The 18,627-nt window shown below is 46.5% G+C and carries 16 protein-coding genes; 10 read left to right on the top strand and 6 right to left on the bottom strand.

The annotated features are described in order from the left end of the window. From fabD to OM95_RS06560, 7 genes are all read left to right on the top strand, one after another. A complete protein-coding gene (gene fabD, locus OM95_RS06590; protein ID WP_041871688.1) occupies window positions 1–975 on the top strand; it encodes an ACP S-malonyltransferase in 975 nt (324 codons plus the stop codon). A gap of 55 nt (window positions 976–1,030) precedes the next feature. Then, window positions 1,031–1,780: a 3-oxoacyl-[acyl-carrier-protein] reductase gene (gene fabG, locus OM95_RS06585; protein WP_041871685.1), complete on the top strand. Its 750-nt coding sequence runs from the start codon at window positions 1,031–1,033 to the stop codon at window positions 1,778–1,780. A gap of 125 nt (window positions 1,781–1,905) precedes the next feature. Next, window positions 1,906–2,142 (top strand): acyl carrier protein, encoded by a 237-nt coding sequence (acpP, locus tag OM95_RS06580; protein ID WP_041871683.1) that lies wholly within the window; start codon window positions 1,906–1,908, stop codon window positions 2,140–2,142. A 6-nt stretch (window positions 2,143–2,148) separates the two neighbouring features. After that, window positions 2,149–3,417, top strand: coding sequence for a beta-ketoacyl-ACP synthase II (gene fabF / locus OM95_RS06575; protein ID WP_041871681.1), 1,269 nt, complete (start codon window positions 2,149–2,151; stop codon window positions 3,415–3,417). An 8-nt stretch (window positions 3,418–3,425) separates the two neighbouring features. After that, window positions 3,426–3,896, top strand: coding sequence for an RpiB/LacA/LacB family sugar-phosphate isomerase (locus OM95_RS06570; protein ID WP_041871679.1), 471 nt, complete (start codon window positions 3,426–3,428; stop codon window positions 3,894–3,896). 182 nt (window positions 3,897–4,078) lie between these two features. Continuing rightward, window positions 4,079–5,326, top strand: coding sequence for a serine hydroxymethyltransferase (glyA, locus tag OM95_RS06565; RefSeq protein ID WP_041871677.1), 1,248 nt, complete (start codon window positions 4,079–4,081; stop codon window positions 5,324–5,326). Between the two features lie 89 nt (window positions 5,327–5,415). Further along, window positions 5,416–5,982: a M23 family metallopeptidase gene (locus OM95_RS06560; RefSeq protein WP_291515721.1), complete on the top strand. Its 567-nt coding sequence runs from the start codon at window positions 5,416–5,418 to the stop codon at window positions 5,980–5,982. A gap of 181 nt (window positions 5,983–6,163) precedes the next feature. On the opposite strand, the gene OM95_RS06555 is transcribed toward OM95_RS06560, so the two are convergent. Next, window positions 6,164–7,123 carry a hypothetical protein gene (locus tag OM95_RS06555; protein ID WP_291515719.1) on the bottom strand — a complete coding sequence of 320 codons (960 nt, stop codon included), beginning with the start codon at window positions 7,121–7,123 and terminating at the stop codon, window positions 6,164–6,166. Between the two features lie 431 nt (window positions 7,124–7,554). Between OM95_RS06555 and OM95_RS06550 the strand changes: the two genes are divergently transcribed. Then, the gene (locus OM95_RS06550) at window positions 7,555–7,854 is read left to right on the top strand and encodes a hypothetical protein (RefSeq protein ID WP_041871672.1); all 300 of its coding nucleotides are present in this window, start codon (window positions 7,555–7,557) and stop codon (window positions 7,852–7,854) included. Between the two features lie 16 nt (window positions 7,855–7,870). On the opposite strand, the gene OM95_RS06545 is transcribed toward OM95_RS06550, so the two are convergent. Continuing rightward, window positions 7,871–8,482, bottom strand: coding sequence for a hypothetical protein (locus OM95_RS06545; RefSeq protein WP_041871670.1), 612 nt, complete (start codon window positions 8,480–8,482; stop codon window positions 7,871–7,873). A 217-nt stretch (window positions 8,483–8,699) separates the two neighbouring features. Here OM95_RS06545 and OM95_RS06540 point away from each other — a divergent pair, with 217 nt between their 5' ends. Further along, window positions 8,700–9,335, top strand: a complete 636-nt coding sequence (locus OM95_RS06540; RefSeq protein WP_041871668.1) for a phosphatase PAP2-related protein — start codon at window positions 8,700–8,702, stop codon at window positions 9,333–9,335. Here the strand turns inward: OM95_RS06540 and OM95_RS06535 are convergent. From OM95_RS06535 to OM95_RS06525, 3 genes are all read right to left on the bottom strand, one after another. Next, window positions 9,332–10,084 carry an alpha/beta fold hydrolase gene (locus tag OM95_RS06535; RefSeq protein WP_041871667.1) on the bottom strand — a complete coding sequence of 251 codons (753 nt, stop codon included), beginning with the start codon at window positions 10,082–10,084 and terminating at the stop codon, window positions 9,332–9,334. The two genes, OM95_RS06540 and OM95_RS06535, sit on opposite strands and share 4 nt — an antisense overlap. 9 nt (window positions 10,085–10,093) lie before the next feature. Further along, on the bottom strand, window positions 10,094–14,086 hold the full coding sequence (locus tag OM95_RS06530) for an alkaline phosphatase family protein (protein ID WP_291515717.1): 3,993 nt from the start codon (window positions 14,084–14,086) through the stop codon (window positions 10,094–10,096). Between the two features lie 238 nt (window positions 14,087–14,324). After that, a complete protein-coding gene (locus OM95_RS06525; protein WP_041871665.1) occupies window positions 14,325–14,909 on the bottom strand; it encodes a YceI family protein in 585 nt (194 codons plus the stop codon). 645 nt (window positions 14,910–15,554) lie between these two features. Between OM95_RS06525 and OM95_RS06515 the strand changes: the two genes are divergently transcribed. After that, on the top strand, window positions 15,555–16,691 hold the full coding sequence (locus tag OM95_RS06515) for a patatin-like phospholipase family protein (RefSeq protein WP_041871660.1): 1,137 nt from the start codon (window positions 15,555–15,557) through the stop codon (window positions 16,689–16,691). On the opposite strand, the gene OM95_RS06510 is transcribed toward OM95_RS06515, so the two are convergent. Further along, window positions 16,688–18,556, bottom strand: coding sequence for a potassium transporter Kup (locus tag OM95_RS06510; RefSeq protein WP_291515715.1), 1,869 nt, complete (start codon window positions 18,554–18,556; stop codon window positions 16,688–16,690). The two genes, OM95_RS06515 and OM95_RS06510, sit on opposite strands and share 4 nt — an antisense overlap. Window positions 18,557–18,627: the final 71 nt, after the last annotated feature.

The following is an 18,627-nucleotide window of genomic DNA, read 5'->3' as shown; positions in this document are numbered from 1 at the left end:
ATGTTTACATTAGCATTCCCTGGACAAGGTAGCCAGCAACCTGGCATGGGCCGTTTTTTGTTTGAGAACTTCAAAATCGCTCAAGAAGTTTTTGAAGAAGGCTCTGAGGCTCTTAAGCAAGATATGAAAAAACTGTGCTTTGAAGGCAGTGAATCCGAACTTGCGCTGACTGAAAACACCCAGCCGGCTTTACTTCTTGTTTCAACAGCGACGCAAAAAGTTCTTCGCCAAGAATTCAATCTTAAAGTTATCACAGCTGCGGGACACTCTATCGGTGAATACGCCGCTTTGGTATCAGCCGATGTCATTCGCTTCGACGAAGCTATGCGCGCAGTCCGCACACGCGGGCAAGCTATGCAATCCGCCGTTCCTGTTGGCAAAGGCGGCATGGTGGCGGTTCTCGGTTTAGAGCCAGAACAAGTTGAAACTCTTTGCAACTATGTTGTTAAAAACTCGGGTGCAGGCCCTCTTTCTCCGGCCAATTTCAACTCTCCTGGGCAAATCGTTATTTCGGGCTCTCAAGCGGCGATTAGTTGGCTGAAAGATAACTTCAAACCTGAAGTTATCTTTGCGGATGCTCCGAAGCGAGCTAAGTTAATTCCTCTGTCTGTATCAGCGCCCTTTCATTGCGAAATGATGAAACCTGCAGAAGATAAAATGCGCGAAGTGCTGACTGCGATGGAATTTAAGACGGCCGCATTCCCCATTATTCAAAACTTTCATGCAAAGGCGGAAACAGAAGGCGCTATCTTGCGCGAAAATCTTATTCGCCAAGTCTCTGCGCCTGTTCGCTGGACACAAAGTATGGAAACTTTAAAAGCTCTAGGACACTCACAAATCATCGAGTGTGGCGCTGGTAAAGTTCTTCAGGGCCTGCTAAAAAAGATCGATGGCGACTACTTCAAAGTGATGACCACGACTAGCATGGAAGATATTAAAAATATTGAGGATTTTTTGAAAGCTTCGAGTCATTGAAATTTCTTGAGCTTTACTCTGAGTTCAGCCAAAGTGTGCTGAAAAGGACTTGCACATGAGTGGAAAATCTCTTCAAGGAAAGAAAATCGTTGTCACCGGTGGCAGCCGCGGTATTGGCGCTGCAATCGTAAAACTTCTCGCGGAAGAAGGCGCACAAGTCGCTTTCACTTACTCTTCACGCGAAGAAGCCGCACAACAAGTTGCGCACACTCTTTCTGGCGAAGGTCATTTCTATATTAAAATGGACATCGCAGACGAAACTTCCGTCAACGAAGCTGTTGAACATATTCTAGAAAAGTGGCCCGAGGTCGACGGCGTTGTGAACAATGCCGGCATCACCAAAGATCAACTTCTTTTGCGTATGAAAGCGGAAGATTTTGATGCTGTTGTTAACACGAACTTGCGTGGCACTTTCTTGGTCACAAAGGCCTTTACTAAATCAATGATGAAGGCGCGCAAAGGTTCCATCGTCAATATCACGTCCATTATCGGAGAAACTGGCAATGCCGGACAGGCGAACTATGCCGCTTCTAAAGCTGGCACGATTGCCTTCGGTAAATCAGTGGCGCTGGAATTGGCATCAAGAAATGTGCGCGTAAATAACGTGGCTCCGGGCTTTATTGGCACTGAGATGACAGATGTTCTTTCCGAAGACGTCAAAACGAAGATGATGGAAAAAATCCCTTTAGCCAAGATTGGCGAAGGTGTTGACGTCGCTCAAGCTGTCAGATTTCTTTTGAGCGACGAGTCCAAATACATCACGGGACACACCCTAGATGTAAATGGTGGCATGCATATGAATTAATTTTTTTGCTGAAGAGAACTCATTTTTCCAAAGCTCTTCGCAAAAATACAAAGTCAAATGCGGCTAAACGCAGATGACGACTAGACTTGTGAATTAAATTAGATGAACGCATATTAGGAGGACAAATGGCAATTCATCCAAAAGTAAAAGACATCATCGTTGAGCAATTAGGTGTAGATCCAGATAAAGTGAAGCCTGAAGCTTCTTTCATCGACGACCTAGGTGCAGACAGCCTTGATATCGTTGAACTTGTGATGGCTATGGAAGAAGAATTCGATCTTGAAATTCCAGACGAAGACGCTGAGAAACTGAAAACAGTTCAAGACGTCGCTTCTTACCTTGAGAAAAAAGGAAAAGCTTAATTTTTTATGAACTCCCGATTTGAACGTCCATCAAAACCGCAAAGAAGAGTTGTCGTCACTGGTATTGGCGCCGTCACTCCCCTGGGTAACACCATTGAGGAGAGCTGGGCTGCTGCCAAACGCGGGCAATCTGGTATTGCCAAGATTACAAAATTCGATACGACGGGTTTCGATGTTACTTTTGCCGGCGAAGTGAAGGGTTTTAATCCGGATCTTTATGTCGAGAAAAAAGAACAGAAGAAAATGGATGAATTCATTCACTACTCGATTGCTGCCTCAAAAATGGCGATCGAAATGGCCAAGCTTGAGCTGACGCCAGAAGTGAAAGAGCAAACGGGAGTGATTATCGGCGTGGGCATCGGTGGTCTTCAGACTATCGAAGATACGTCGATTAAATTGAAGGAGAAAGGACCTGGACGTATCAGTCCTTTCTTCATTCCTTCAGTCATCACAAATTTGGCGGCGGGACAGGTTTCCATCGCTTTAGGACTGAAAGGTCCTAACTACTCTATCACTTCCGCATGCGCATCGGGCGTCCACTCTATCGGTGATGCCGTTCGTTATATCCGCGATGGAAATACCGAAGTCATGCTAGCAGGTGGTGCCGAAAGCACAATCTGCGGACTTGCTGTGGGTGGATTTGCATCCATGCGAGCTCTTTCTACCCGCAACGACGCTCCTGAAAAAGCCAGCCGTCCATGGGATAAAGATCGTGATGGATTTGTACTTGCTGAAGGTGCTGCGGTTCTTTGCCTTGAGTCTTTGGAACATGCGGAAAAGCGTGGTGCTCAGATTCTCTGTGAAGTGACTGGTTACGGTGTTTCTTCTGATGCTTACCACATGACATCGCCAGCGCCGGAAGGTGAAGGCGGATACCGTGCGATGAAGATGGCTTTAGAGGATTCAGGCCTGAAGACATCTGATATTCAATACGTAAATGCTCACGGCACAAGCACACCTATGGGTGATGGTCTTGAGTCCGCGGCCATCAAACGTCTTTTAGGAGACCACGCTAAGAACGTCTGGGTTTCTTCAACGAAATCAATGACGGGTCACGCACTAGGTGCGGCGGGAGCAATTGAATCGGCTTTCTGCGTGATGGCGATTCGCGATCAAGTGGCGCCTCCGACAATCAATCTTGAAAACCCAAGCGAAGACTGCGATTTGGACTATGTTCCTAACAAAGCTCGTGAAGGAAAAATCGATAACGTTATTAACAACAGCTTCGGGTTCGGCGGAACAAACGCGTCGATCATATTCTCAAAATTGAAATAGGGTGAAACATGGTTGTGTATATAGGTTGTGATCACGCAGGGTTGGATTTAAAACTGAAAGTGATGGCAGCCTTCCCCGACCTTCAATGGAAGGATATGGGCACACACAGTGTTGACTCTGTTGACTATCCCGATTTTGCCGACAAGGTTTGCAAAAATATTGTTGAAGTAGAACTTCAAAACCAGAAAAACAATATTCAAGATTCACTTGAAGGTCCTGCTTTAGGTATTTTGATCTGTGGCTCTGGCCAAGGCATGGCCATCCGAGCAAATCGCTATCCACAAGTACGCGCGGCCCTTTGTTGGGACGAAGATGTTGCCCGCCTTTCCAGGGAACATAATAATGCCAACATACTTTGCATGGGGGCTCGCTTCATAGCGCCTCAATTAGCCACAAAGATGATCAAAGCATTTTTCGAGACCAAGTTTGCTGGCGGCCGACATCAAAACCGTGTTAGCAAATTAGCCAGCCCTTGCTAGAATTCGAGTTCTAAGAGCTTTCCTGGGAAAGAACTCAGCAAGAAGCGTTGTTTCATAGCTGCCGGTTTCGCAATTCCTAAAAACTTAGAATAATCCTGCCAGCGACACTGGTTGTTGAGGCTTTTCATTAAGTCCCATTCAAGCAATAATTTTACAACCTAAAGTCACTGAAGGAGCTTTTCATGCACGCGACATCTCAATCATTAGCCCAAGTCGATCCCGAAATTTTAGCGGCGATCAACAAAGAGTCTGAACGCCAACAGTACGGCCTTGAGATGATTGCTTCCGAAAACTACACTTCGCGCGCCGTGATGGAGGCACAGGGCTCTATTCTGACAAATAAATACGCGGAAGGTTATCCGGGAAAGCGCTATTACGGCGGCTGCGTGAACGTCGACACTGTCGAAAGTCTTGCTATTGAACGGGCAAAAAAACTTTTCGGTGTGAGTTTTGCGAATGTTCAACCACACTCAGGCTCTCAGGCAAACATGGCTGTCTATCTGGCGGCCTGCAAGGCCGGAGACACGATTTTAGGAATGGATCTGTCCCACGGCGGCCATCTAACCCATGGCTCTCCCGTTAACTTCAGTGGTCTTTTATTTAAAGCGGCTTCCTACAAACTAGACGCAGAAACGGGCCGCATCAATTATGATACAATCCGTGCTACGGCGAAAGAAACTCAACCGAAACTGATTATTGCCGGTTATAGTGCGTATCCGCGCCTTTTGGATTTCGCAAAATTCAAAGAAATTGCCGACGAAGTCGGGGCTCAACTTTTAGTTGATATGGCTCACTTTGCGGGTCTTGTGGCCACAGGCCATCATCCGTCCCCCGCCCCTTATGCTGATTACATCACAACGACAACTCACAAAACATTGCGCGGCCCACGCGGCGGTATGATCCTGACCAACTCAGAGGAAAAGGCAAAAATATTGAACTCGCGCATTTTCCCAGGCATTCAGGGCGGGCCTTTAGAACACGTGATCGCCGGTAAAGCCGTCGCCTTTGGTGAAGCTTTGAAACCGGACTTCAAAAAATACAGTGAACAAGTCATTCAAAATGCGCAGGCTCTTGCTGAAGAATTGCTTTCTCAAGGTTTCAAGCTAGTCACTGGTGGTACGGACAATCATCTGATTCTCGTGGACTTGAGTGACCGTGAAATCACAGGAAAAGTGGCAGAAAACTCTTTGGATGAGGCCGGCATCACGGTGAATAAGAACACTGTGCCAAATGAAAAGCGCTCTCCATTTGTCACCAGTGGTGTGCGCATCGGCACTCCAGCCTTGACCACCCGGGGTATGGGAACTTCAGAGATGAAGCAAATAGCGAAGTGGATTGCGCAAGTGCTCAACAACCCTGAAGATGTCGCTGTGAAGGCGAAAATCCACGAAGATGTGAAGCAACTGTGCACGCGATTCCCTATTTATTAGTCTAAGAACATTGTATCGTTTTGGAATTATCATCTGGTAATTCCAAAATAATGCTTTGGATCCGCGGGGTTATTAAGTATACTCGAAGAATGACACCAGGATGGAATCAGCTAGTTAAATCTGCAGGATGCATTTTCTTCGCGGGAGCTTTGGGCTCTTGCACGACTTTCCACACGCCACTTTCGCGCGAATACCTTAAGCCCGGCAACACCACCCAGGCACGTTCCGTGGCTTCTGATCAAAGCCCTACGCTACAACAAGCATTGACCTTTGATTGGCCTGTGGATCGCGCACGCATGACTCGTGGCTTTTTACCCAATAAAAAAAGACCTCATTTAGGTATTGATTTGGCCGCGCCAAAAGGAACGCCTATTTTGGCAGCCCAGGGCGGAACTGTCATCTATGCTGGCCGTGAGTTCCGTGGCTATGGAAAAATGGTTTTGCTTGAGTCTGGTGATGGCTGGGCGACTCTTTATGCGCATTTCGATAAGATCTTAGTGGCTGAAGGGCAAAAAGTGCATCAAGGCGAAGTTATCGGAGCAATGGGACGCACTGGGCGCGCAACGGGCGTTCATTTGCATTTTGAGATTCGCAAAGACCGCGGACCTATCGATCCCCTGCCACTTCTTCCCATGTCAGCGACCGCAAAACTTTAAGACCCTCGCTGGCTGCCACTGTGGCGGTCAGCCACTGCGGTAAATTACCAAACAAAAAAATCCAGGTAATACTTCGGAATCGGTGAAAACTTCGCACGCTGCGACTTATCATCGTTTCCGAATAAAAAAACCCACAGCTTTTGGCCGTGGGTTTTCTTTCGCTCTTATTGAGTTGTTCTAATTAGAACAAGTTCAAGTTAGCAGATACAGCTACGTTTGTGCGGTCGTCGCGCATATCTTTAGGAGTGAATTGTACGTTTGGATAAACGTAGATATCACGAGTTACAGAGATACCAACACCAACTGATTGGTATGGTTCAAGCTGGTAAAGACCTGCTTCAGTGTAGTCTTCGTATCTAGCAAATTGGAAGTAACCGAAAACTGTTCTGAAAGAGAACGTGTCGTTGAAAGTGTACTCAGCAAATGGGAACAAACCTACGCCGTAGTCGTAACGAGCGTCAACTTGGTCCATGTTACCTTTAGCGATGTCTTTATCGATAGAGATAGAAGCACCACCAGACCAGTTAGAAGAACCGAAATCAGCAAGCACAGTTTGGCTGACTGATACGTTACCCAAAAGGTTGTAGTAATCAGTAGCGTCTTCTTCAGTGTAGTGAGAGTAAGTCACGCTAGAGATCATTTGCATGTTGAATGCACGGTAACCGTGGCTGTAATCAAGGTATGGAGTAGATACTTGAGAACGGCGAACTTTACGGTTTGCATTGCGAGGATCTTGGAAATCCTTCGTGATGTCACCGTGAAGAGGATCCATGACAACGATACCAGTACCGAAAGAAAGGTTACCACCTTTAGAAATACGGTAGTTAACACCAACGTTACCAGACAATTGAGTCAAAGACTCGATAGAAGCAGATGCACGATAGTTAGGACGGATAGAATCGAATGGCTGTTTTAGAGAGCCACCGTTGTAGCCAAGGCTTGATTTGAAAGACCATTGAGATTTCGAACCAAGTTCAGAACGCATACGAGCATTCGTGATCTCTTCGTCGATATCTTTTTTCTGTTCTTCTTTGTTTTGAACATCAGTCACTTTTACAGTGCTAGTGTTCGCTGTTTGGTTTTGTGCTTGCTCTTCTGCATGAGCAGCTACAGTAACCATAGTTCCCAAAATCAGTGACATCAAAATTTGTTTTTTCACTGGTTTCCCTTTCCTTAATGGTTTTGTGTTCTTGTTAAAATCCAAAAACTAAATTTAAAAAATACATCACTCTTTTTTCGGCTCCCAAATAATCGGGGCTGAAAAAAGGAATCAAACTGGTCCCAAATTGGAGCCACGGATCCCTAATGAGCAAGTAAGGTGCCACGACTTCAGTCCCGTTTCAACACCATTTCTTAACTTAAACTTAAAATAAAACCCCTTTTATTTCGATTTGGTGGAATTTGGTGGGTCCAAAATGACTTTAGACACGGATGGCCAGCCGTTAAGAATGAGTAAATCACAAACCTCATTGAAAATTATTCAGCTTTTGAACGCGGCGAGAACAAGCCGTGCAAAGCTACAAGTTGCCCACCGCGTAAGAGCCTTTGATACTGAGAGGAAGAGGAGGTCTTATGGACGAGTCGGAACGTCAGCTTTACCTGGAGCGTGATTATCTTCACCGGATCGGCGTGGCGCTGAATGCGGCTCTTTTTATCGTCGACCGCTTGACCGAAGAGATCAAAGAGGAGGAAGGGCGGCTTGAAACGGACTCTGAAATTGAACGCCTTTTCTACCACCTTGCCGACTATCTTTTAAAGATCGATGCCATTGTAAAAACCCGAAATACGCACCTGTCAGAGATCTTGAATAACGAAATTCAAAAAGGAAAAACGGAGATATCTCGCAAGAACTCTCCGTCGTCTTTAGTTTAAATTTTCTAAAAGAAGTCTACTTGATGCGGCTTGAGCCCAGCACGGCTTGAGTCGTATTGAAATATCCGACCATTCCTGTCGGATCACTCACGCCACCGCTTCCAATAAGAGGTAAAGACTCTTCGGGTTTAAACCACTGATAGCGATCTTCATCAGCCGGGGTCTGCTTATCAAAGAATACGCGCACACCCTCTTGAATGACCATGCGGTTGTTTTTATAGACTTCCATTGTTGCGTAATACGGATTGCAACTTGAATTACCGCACATGGCATGGAAGGCCACCACATAGCCAGCAACATCCACGCGACCGTTGACCTGTTCCGTGCCTGAGTGCGCGGTCGTAACAGGAATTTCTTGATTGTTAATAAGAATCGTCGAGATCACAACACGGGGGCCAGGCTGCCCTTCTGGAGTCCAGTGGCGCGTGACGTTCACAACATCAGCCTCCAAACCTTGCGCGGCGGCCTGTTCTCCGGCGGCTTGAGTTTTTGCACCGTCAACCACCGTCGCTCCCATTTTGTTTTTTTGATAGCGGGCTGCAAACTCTGAATTCTTTTTAGCACAGGCGCTGAAAGAGAGCGCTACTACCGCAAGCAAAGTGATCGTTAAAAATTTAGAGTCTTTCATATCCACCTCAATCACCCTTTACTTGTGCAAGTTAAAAGCCACGCAAGGACAACCCCTAATACCTTGATATCGCAAACAAATCTCACACTGAGACGGCAAGCTTTAAACATCTCTGGGCCGATCAAGACGGATTTTGGCGGGGGTCGTTTAAGGGATCGACAACTTCTGCTTCTCTGACTATCGCAGATACGCTATGGTGAAAACTGAAGGATCGACTATGAGTTTGATTATTAAAAGCCTGCTTGCCGCCTCAGCCGTGGCGATTTGGTTGCTAACGCAAAAATTATTAGGCCAGCGCCGTGAAAAAACAGGGGGGATGATTTACGATTCCCTTCATCAAATCACCGACAGGCTGAACAAGGTTTTACAACATCACCCTTGGGGCGCGCGAGCCTTGTTGATTTCAAGCTCGCTCATCGTCGATGCCCTGGGACTTTTTCTTATTGCCTCTTCTCTTTTCGGTCCTTCGATCCGCCCTCTTTTTGGTTTGTTCTTTTTGTTTGCCCTTCGTCAGATCAATCAGGCGATTACGATTTTGCCGGCGCCTGAAGGCATGATCTGGAAAGATCCAGGCTTCCCGTCATTATTTGTGACCTATGGTGTTTCTAATGATTTGTTCTTTTCCGGGCATACCGCGCTGGCCGTCTTCGGGGCTTTGGAAGTGGCTTCGCTAGGTGGTCCGCTATTTATGGCGTTGGCTGTTTTTATCGTCCTCTATGAAGTGCTGGTTGTTCTTATCTTACGAGCGCACTGGACGATGGATATCTTTGCTGGGGCGGTCACGGCACTATGGATGTTTACCGTGGCAGAAAAACTGGCCCCCGCGATTGATCAGTGGCTTTTGCAGTTTTAAATCTTTTCTTTATCCAGCCAGTTTTCTAACTGATTTAAAATCCAGTGGGGATCATCCAAAAACAGATCGTGTCCCGCATGGGGATGTCTGATCAACGGCAAGTCCCAGGTTTTGGCAATACGCTCTGAGCACGATGGATGCACAACCCGATCTTGTTCTGAAGATAACACCAGAACCGGAACTTCGGGCTTTTGCCGTTGCGGAATCTGCGACGCCAAAGCCAACTGCGATAAAAAGTTTGCTGGACGCAGAGGATACTGTTGGCTGCGCTCTCCCCAGATTGGAGCAATCTTTTTGATGCGCTCCTCAGGAAGGACGCTGGTCATTTTTAGAACACGCTCTTCTTTAACCACGGGGTCTCGTACGGTTGCAAGCCTTGCGATATTGATAAATGCACCCAAGGTCATGCGGTGATAGAACGGGGAATTATTCAAACTTGAGTTCACCAGAACCACAGCCCTCACCTCGTCCGGATAGGCATGTGCCCATTCTAAAGACAGCATGCCACCTAAAGAAAATCCGAAAAGAATTTTTTTATTATCTTGAGGAACCTGAGAGCGCAGCCCTTCAATATTTGGCTGCACTCGCCACGGTGTGGTTTTGTGATAGAACTTGCCGTTACCGATAATATCCGGCGTATGAAGACGATCTTGCGGGAAGCGGGCCTTCATTTCGGGCAGAAAATCCCACCAGTGAAATTCTTCACTGACGATGCCACGAATTAAGACCCACTCTCTAAAACTCGACATGAGCTTCCCTTATGGTTGGAAGCTCAATCCTTTGAAATAAGCTTCCGAAGAATCTTTCGCGTCGTTTGAGTCGTGTTGGATTGTGATCGCCGCGATCTCCATCTCATCCACTGAAACGCCCGGGAAAGCTTTTGCTAAATCTTCCGCCAAGTTGCGCTGGAAGTTCTGAGCCTTACCGAGCATATCTTGGTTATTCAGCAAAAGTTGTTTTGCCTCTGGCAATGTTGCGACGACAATATTTTTGTTGGAGTACCAGTTTTCAAAAATCTGTCCTGCGCTTCTTGTTTCGCCAGAAACCTCGTCACCCCAGTAGTAACCGAAAAGAACTACTTTGTCATTCTTTGGATCGACTAATGTGCGGTCTCCGTTTGCTTTACCCACGCGGATTGTGAACCACACCTGGAAGGCAGAGTCGTCAATACCCGTCTTGCCTTTCACCGGGTCTGCGCCCTTTACACCTTTCGTCACAGCCAGTTTTAGGTTCATTTTTGAAAACTCCACTGGCGAAAATCTGTAGGCCAAAGTAGTCATGCGCATAGAGTTATTAACACTTCTCATCAAAGCCCAAGGCTCACCATTATACTCCGTTGTGATATAACCGAAATCTTTGTTATCATCCAGTCCACCTGGTGAACGAGACTCATAGTTGAACTGATGATCCATGCGGAAGTGAACCATGTTCTTATGGTGGTATTCGATATTAATGCCATTTGGCATGTTCGAACGGGTCGCCGGCGTTACTTTTTTCACCGCCATAATATCCGGAAGCTTTTGCACATCCAACACGGCATAAGGATCGTAACTAAGCTGCGAGCTTGGCAACTTCGTTTTGACCTCATACGAAGAAGCCGGGTCATTCACCGCAGGAATAAGCTGACGGTTCAACTCATGCGAGTTTCCATATGGAAGAACATCCAGCATATGTTCCGCCTTCAATGAATACACGCGAGCCAAATTATCCTTACCGAGACGCACATAACTTTGGGTCTTAAAGGGATGGCGATTGGCTTCCGCTAAGATCACTTGCGCATTCCACACCAAATTGTCCTTATCGTTACCGACATTCAGTTCAGCCATGGATTGCACCAGACCTTTCATAAAGGCCTTTTGATTAAAGCGCGAGGACAAGATTCCCGCCAAGTGATCGGCTTTGATCGTTCCCATATCCAAGGCCATCAGTTTCTGTGGAAATTTTGATGAAGACACGGTCACAACACCATCGTTGCTTTCATCAAACTGACCCAGAATTTTTGTCGCCTTCATGAAGATATGTGAATCTTCCGGATCGCTTTCAAACGTCACCGAGAAGTACCGAGTCAAGCCGATCAAAGAAGATTCATTCTTTCTCCAGAAAGCTTCCATCGCCGTCGGCGTGATGGATTTTGACGCCGTTTTCTCTGTTTTGCAAATTTCAGGACCGTCGTTTTCAGACAATGCCGAAACGAGGGCGAACGGAACATCCGTCGTGTTAAGAATGCTAGAACCATGCAGAGGTGCAGCCACCGCCACAAAACCTTTTACATAAGTCGAGACAAAGGAACCCGCCTTCGTAAAGGCATGAAGTGTATCCACAGCACCCTTCGAATAACCCACAATCAAGTAGCGGGGCGCTTTATGTCCGCGGGCCTGACGAGCTTTGAAGTCCTCACGCAGATACTTAAGAATGATCTCTGCGTTGTAGTCGCTGGCGCAGGTCGCTTCCACAGGGGGAGTGATAACTCGCACACCCATTTCGTCGCTCACCGCATTCAAACCCAAACTGAAAATTTCCCGGTCAAAAATGCTGTTATAAATACCCGGGACATAGACAAGCGTCACGTCTTCAAGTTTTTCATTATAGATCTTCGACAACGCCGTTGGATACACGCGTTCTTCAAGTTCGGCCTCTTTGATCGCCTCTTTCAAAAGATTTTGAACTTGCGACATTTGTTTGGCCGTTGAGCTATTTAGAGCTTTGAAGCTTTTAACGACATCATTTCTTTTAGCCGTCCAAGAGCGTGCAAAACCAAGATCCCGTGTTTCCGGAATATAGGGTTTTTCCTGCACCACGATGGATTTTTCAAGAAGATAGGGCATTTGGTACATCTTCATGACCGCGCGTTTTGCGGGAAGAATGTATTGTTTAAACTGATTCACTGCGGATTCAAGACCCGAAGCATTGGTTTCTTGTTTCCATTCGATCCCTGCTCCTTTTGAGTCCTGAAGCAAGCCGACTTTTTCTTTCACTTTTTGTACTCGGGGATCATTCAGCAAATTATCAACAGATCCTGACGTTAAGACGGCATCCGTGACGGCACCGATATCTTCAGGACTGATCATGGTTGTGACATCAAACTTACTGATATCAAAGCTCATCGGAGTCAGGGCCTGCGACGGAGACTTCTGGAACGGATCAAACTTAAAGGCATCCATAAAACTTTTCATTTCTGAAACCATGAAGTAAGGACGCGTGTCTGAAACAAATCGCGAAATATGCTGGAAAATGCGTTTCTGAGAAAGGTTCTTCGCCTCAGTCTCGATCCCGCGCGTGGCATTTTTCACCACATCCGCAAGAGCCTGCGGGGCGGAAAATTCCGAACGACGAGACGTTTCACCGAACAAAGATTTCGGCTCAATACCTAGGAAAGGCAGAATATCTTTAGAGCGAATTTGCCCCGGAATGGCACGTTTGTTTGAGGCCATCAACCCGTAAGAGGAGGAAGCGGTCAACGAACCATGGGTGCGATACATTTTGGTAAACGCCCCCAGAGAAGAGTTGATGTAGTAACCATCTTTCAAGGTCAAAATAAAATCCGGGAAGTCGAAATTTCTTTCGGAAGCGGATTCCACCAGACGATAAATCGCATCAGGGTAAAGGGAGTTTTCAGAGGCTCTGACAAGGTCTTTGGGTTGAATAGCTTTCGGCGCCGCTTTGGTCGAAATAAATTCCTGCGCGAGACGAAGAACATTGCCGGTTTCGGCATAATAATAGTAAAGCTTGTTCTTTTTGTCGTATTGAATCACCGCACTTCCCTGCTGTGAAGTCACGGCCATTAACGTTTCATTTTCGTTATTACGGTTGATAGTCACCGCCAGATCGAACCAAAGCTCTTTACGGAACTCGTTGATCAAAGTCTGCATGTTTTTACGATCTTTAAGATAGATAGGAGCCCAGGTTCCCAAAGCCATCAAAGGAACAGCCACGTCTTTGGCATCTTTCAGTTGTTGGGCATTGTTAAGGCCGGCTCTTTTAATAACATCACCGATATTAACACCTTCAAGTTCCTGCTCGGGTTTTCCTTCGCTGAAACGTCCGATATTTCCATGGTCGGAAACCAAAACGACTTCAACATCTTGTCCTTTGTCTTTATAGGCTTTTAAAAGACGCTTTAATTCAGCGTCGAGAATTCTCATCACCGGAAACAGACGGTCCTTTTGCGTATGCGCCGTGGAATCAATCGCGCCGATATAACCCGTCAGGAACTGTTTCGGTTTTGCCGCGATAAGATCGTCGACAACAGTTTTGATTTCTAATTTAGGCACTTCTTCTGTGGGGAAATACATCAAAGCTTCAACATAAGGATTAAAGAAATATTCAAAAGCGCCCATGTAATATTTAGGAAAAGAAAGACGGCGATAATAATCGCGAGGATCACCTTGAACCGATTGGGTGGCGTCATCGAAATAAGTGGCTTCCACTGATTTGATCCGGCCTGCATCACCAAAAATATCCGCGGTATGGGTGATTGTTGCCCAAGACAAGTCTGTCATTGAGGGAAAGGGCGCCACATGAGCACCGGATTGAGAGAAGTCTTTGAAGAGGCCTTCGCGTTGCGCCGCCTTGAATGCGAAGTAGCTTAAGCCATCGACACCAATCACAATTGTTTGGACCTTCTGAGGAGCCGCTTCTGCTTTCTTCCACGGCATCGTGAAAGCCTGTGCTTGCGGAGCCGGCGCTGCCATACCTACGATAAAGGTACTTGCCATCGCCACGGTTAAAGCTTTAAAGGTACGGATCTTCATAAGAACCCTCCAAACAAAAAAATGTCTCAACATGAATAAAGGCAAGGAGGATGCCATCGAGAATGCCCTATAAAAGACTTGGCATGTCTCGGTCTGAGATAAGGACAATTTAGGACCACTATTGAAAGAAAGTCCGACGTCGCAGAATGAGAAAGACCTTAAAAGCGAAAAGAGGTTTAAATAAAAAGGGCGCATTTTTTCCATGCGCCCTTTTGTTTCACTGAGAAAATCGAATTGATTACTTCGTCGCAACCAAATTCAAGCTCAATTCAAATTCGTCATTGATAATTTTATCGCCAGCAAGTTCTTTAAAGAAATTGCCTGAACCGTACTTAATGCCCCATTTTGTACGATCTACTTTAACGACCGCAGAACCCGTCACAGAGTCTTTACCAACAACAACTTTTGCAGGAAATTCAATCGGCTGAGTCACACCTTTGATTGTTAAATCACCTTTTACCGTCACTTCGTCTTTTGACTTCGCAGTCACCTTGGTGATTTTGAAAGTAGATGTTGGGAATTTAGGAACATTAAAGAAATCATCATTAGACAGATGACCTACAAGTTTCTTGTTGTACTCAGGATCCTTCACATCATTGTTCGTGATCGAGGCCATGTCGATAACGATATTCGCCGCAGTCAACTGTCCTTTGTTGACAGTGACGTCGCCTTCTTTCACAGCGATCGCACCATCATGCGAGCTGCCAATCTTCTTAGTCCCTTTCCAGGCCACCGTAGAAGCTTTCGTATCAATTTTATAAACATCCGCCGCCTGTGCAGAAACAACACCAAGAACCAACAATGCACTCAACACAAATTTCATTTTTTCTCCTTAAAAAGGTATTTACCTGTTGTCGAACAAACAAACTATTTCGCAGTTACTTAAAGAGATCAACCATCGACAAGAAGAATAAAACTTAGATCCATAAATCACTCTCAACTGACTTTCAAAATCCAGACTTTACGTCCTTCTCAAAAAAAAACCATTCACATTTCCCTAGACCAACTCCAATGACTCCCAAATATTTTCCCGACTTACCTCTCTAGATTCTTCACTTACCCGCATCACAACACACCCCTGCCCTATATTCTTTTGCACACAATCGTCGTGCACCTTTTTAGCGCTGAGTAAAGTGGTTAGCACGAGAAGGCGGACCTCCGGCGCCGCACGACGCGGTACCAAGCCGGCAGAGCGCAGGATGCGCGTGTCCGCCGCAGTGTTAACCACTTTACTCAGCGCTAAAAAGGTGATCCGGGAGTCGAATAGTGACAGAAGAAAATAGAAAGGACTCCGCTCGGGAGTCCTTTTACGAGGTGTTATTTCCTTCAATGGAACCGATAAATCGTAGAGTGATTGTATCGTGCCTCGTTCATACACAGTATCCCCCACTGTGTATTTTCCTTCAAGTCTAGAAATCTTCTTAAACTTCGAAAGTAAAAAGATTAGCGTTTTCCACAGGGGAAAACTATGTCGATAGGTCTAGTGCTTTCAGGTGGAGGAGCTCGCGCCGCTTATCAGGCAGGCGTTATCTCGGCACTGGCAGAGATCGCGCAGAAAAATGGCGTTCAACACATCTTTAAATATTTTACGGGTGTCAGTGCTGGCGCGATTAACGCGACCATGTTAGCCGCAACACCAGGGTGTCGAATTACAGAGGGCAGCGAGAAGCTTCTGAACCTTTGGCGCCATGTTACGGCAGATCAGGTTTACGTCACCGATCCTTTGCAACTTTCTTTTGGCGGGGTGAAGTGGATGGCTGATCTTTCTTTAGGGGGACTTCGACCTCGTTCCCACCGCCGAGCGCTTTTAGACACCAGCCCTTTGCGAAATTTGATTAAGGAGCATTGTGATTTTGCGAATATTCAAAAGAACATTGAGGCAGAAATGTTTTCGGCGCTGGCCATTTCTGCTTTGGATTATTTTTCGACTTCGACAGTCACCTTTGTACAAGGCTCGCCGAAAACTCCCTCTTGGCAGCGCGTCCGCCGACAGTCCGAATCTGCAAAAATTACTGCAGATCATCTACTGGCCTCATCCGCCATTCCACTGTTATTTCCCCCGGTGACGATCGAACGTCGACACTATGGTGATGGGTCGATACGCAATCACTCCCCTTGTGGTCCGGCGATTTATCTTGGTGCAAAAAAACTCATTGCCATTGGTGTTCGTAAAAAACAGGAAGTCTGTTATACATCTCAGCATGTCGAAGACGTGAAGCCCCCCACTGTCGGACGGGTCGCAAGCGTCTTATTGCATGCGGTGATGATGGATGGTTTAGAAGTCGATATCGAAAGACTAGAAAGAATCAACTCCAACATTCTTAAACTTTCTGAGAGCGAACAGGCCACACTTTCCGTCAAGCCGATTGAGTATCTGTGGATTTCTCCGTCGCGAGATTTTTCAGAAATTGCGACCAACAAAGTGGAGCGTCTGCCTCGGATGATACGGTACTTATTGCGAGGCCTTGGTTCCTTACAGGACGCCAGCGAGATCGCAAGCTTCCTTCTTTTTGATCCTGAATACTGTCGCACTCTTACTGAAATCGGCTATGAAGACGGCTGGAAACAAAAAGAGCCGATTGAACGGCTTCTTTCTGGCGATTAAATCTCGACCTGAATACCAACTTCGATAACCTGATTAGGTGGGATGCGGAAGAACGCTGTCGGTCTTTGCGCATTTTTAGCCATAATTGCAAACAGTCTTTCGCGCCAATGCGGCATTCCTGGTTCATCCACTCGGTTGGGAGTTTTATCGGCGATAATAGTTTCGCGTCCCAAGACAAAAGTGGTTTCGGTGACATTGAAGTGAATATCCTTAGAGCGACACGCTTCCAAGATGTGTTTCATCTTAGGGATTTCCATAAAACCATAGTACGCCAAAATACGATACATATTGGGCATGACTTCTTGAATAGAGACCCGGTCTTTTTTGGATACAAAAGGTACTTCCCGAGTTTGAATGGTCAAAATCGCCACGCGCTGGTGCAGCACCTTGTTGTGCTTCAAGTTATGCAAAAGAGGCACAGGCACACCCCAAGGATCCCCCGACATATAGATCGCAGTCCCTGGCGCTCGCAAAGGGGGTTCTCGCAAGATCTTTTGGCAGAAATCCTCTATAGGCATAGAGCGTTCTTTCAAACGACGGAAAAGAACCTGACGGCCCTTCTGCCATGTTGTCATCAGCATGTACACCACAAGGCCAATCACCAGAGGCACCCAGCCTCCATGGGTCACTTTACGAATGTTCGCCGCGAAGAAGGCCAGATCGACAATCAAAAAACCGCCGAAGATGGCCGAGGCTTTTAACAAAGTCCAATGCCACTTCTGCCGGGCGACTTCGAAAGCCAGAATCGTCGTGATCACCATGGTGCCGGTGACCGCAATCCCATAGGCTGCCGCCAAATGAGAGGAAGATTTAAAGGTCAACACCAACCACACAACACCGATAAAAAGAGACCAGTTGACGGACGGGACATAAATCTGACCGATTTCCTGACTAGAGGTATGAACGATGGAAATACGCGGACAGAAGCCCAATTGAATAGCCTGTCGGGTAATAGAAAAAATGCCCGAAATCAAAGCTTGAGAGGCAATCACGGTCGCTGTTGTCGCCAAGATCACCAGCGGCAAAAGAGCCCATTTAGGTGCCATCAAATAAAAGGGATTGGAGACAGCTTCCACGTTATTAAGAAGCAAAGCCCCTTGCCCGAAATAGTTTAAAGTTAAAGCGGGCAAGGCGATAAAAAACCACGCCAAACGAATGGGGCGTTTGCCAAAATGTCCCATATCCGCGTAAAGAGCTTCACCGCCCGTAACAACCAGAACCACAGATCCCAGAACGATAAAACCATGCCAGCCGTTGCGCAGAAAAAACTCTAAGGCATGATGAGGCAAAAGGGCTTCAAAGATATGCGTGTTTTCCGCCATCGAGTGAATTCCCAACGCCGCGAGCGTTGTGAACCACAATAAGAGAATCGGACCGAAGATGATGCCGATCTTCCCTGTTCCATATTTCTGCATCAGGAACAAAGCATTGATGACGAAGATGGTGAGAGGAATAATATAGGGTTCGAAATTGGGCGCCACATACGTCAACCCTTCCATCGCGGAAAGAACTGAAATGGCCGGCGTAATAATTCCGTCACCATATAACAAAGCCGCTCCGAAAAGTCCGATGATCGTCATTAGCCAACGCCGACGGGTCAGGTCTTTATGCTGCTGACTGCGAACAGCCAACGCCATCAAAGAAAGAATTCCGCCCTCACCTTTGTTGTCTGCACGCATGACAAACGCCATGTACTTCACACAAATCAAAATAATCATCGTCCAAAAAATCAATGAGAGAATGCCAATGATATTTTCAGGCGTGGGCTGCAAACCATATTCACCACCAAAACATTCACGAAGAGCGTAAAGAGGGCTGGTACCAATGTCCCCAAAGACCACGCCGAGGGCGCCTAAAGAGACCATAAGGATATTAGAATTCGTTTTATGAGGGTGACCTGAATTATCCACAGGCCGAAAGTGTAGATAAGATCTTT

It is taken from the genome of Bdellovibrio sp. ArHS (assembly GCF_000786105.1).
Taxonomy (GTDB): Bacteria; Bdellovibrionota; Bdellovibrionia; order Bdellovibrionales; family Bdellovibrionaceae; genus Bdellovibrio.
This window is presented reverse-complemented; position numbering and strand designations above follow the sequence as displayed.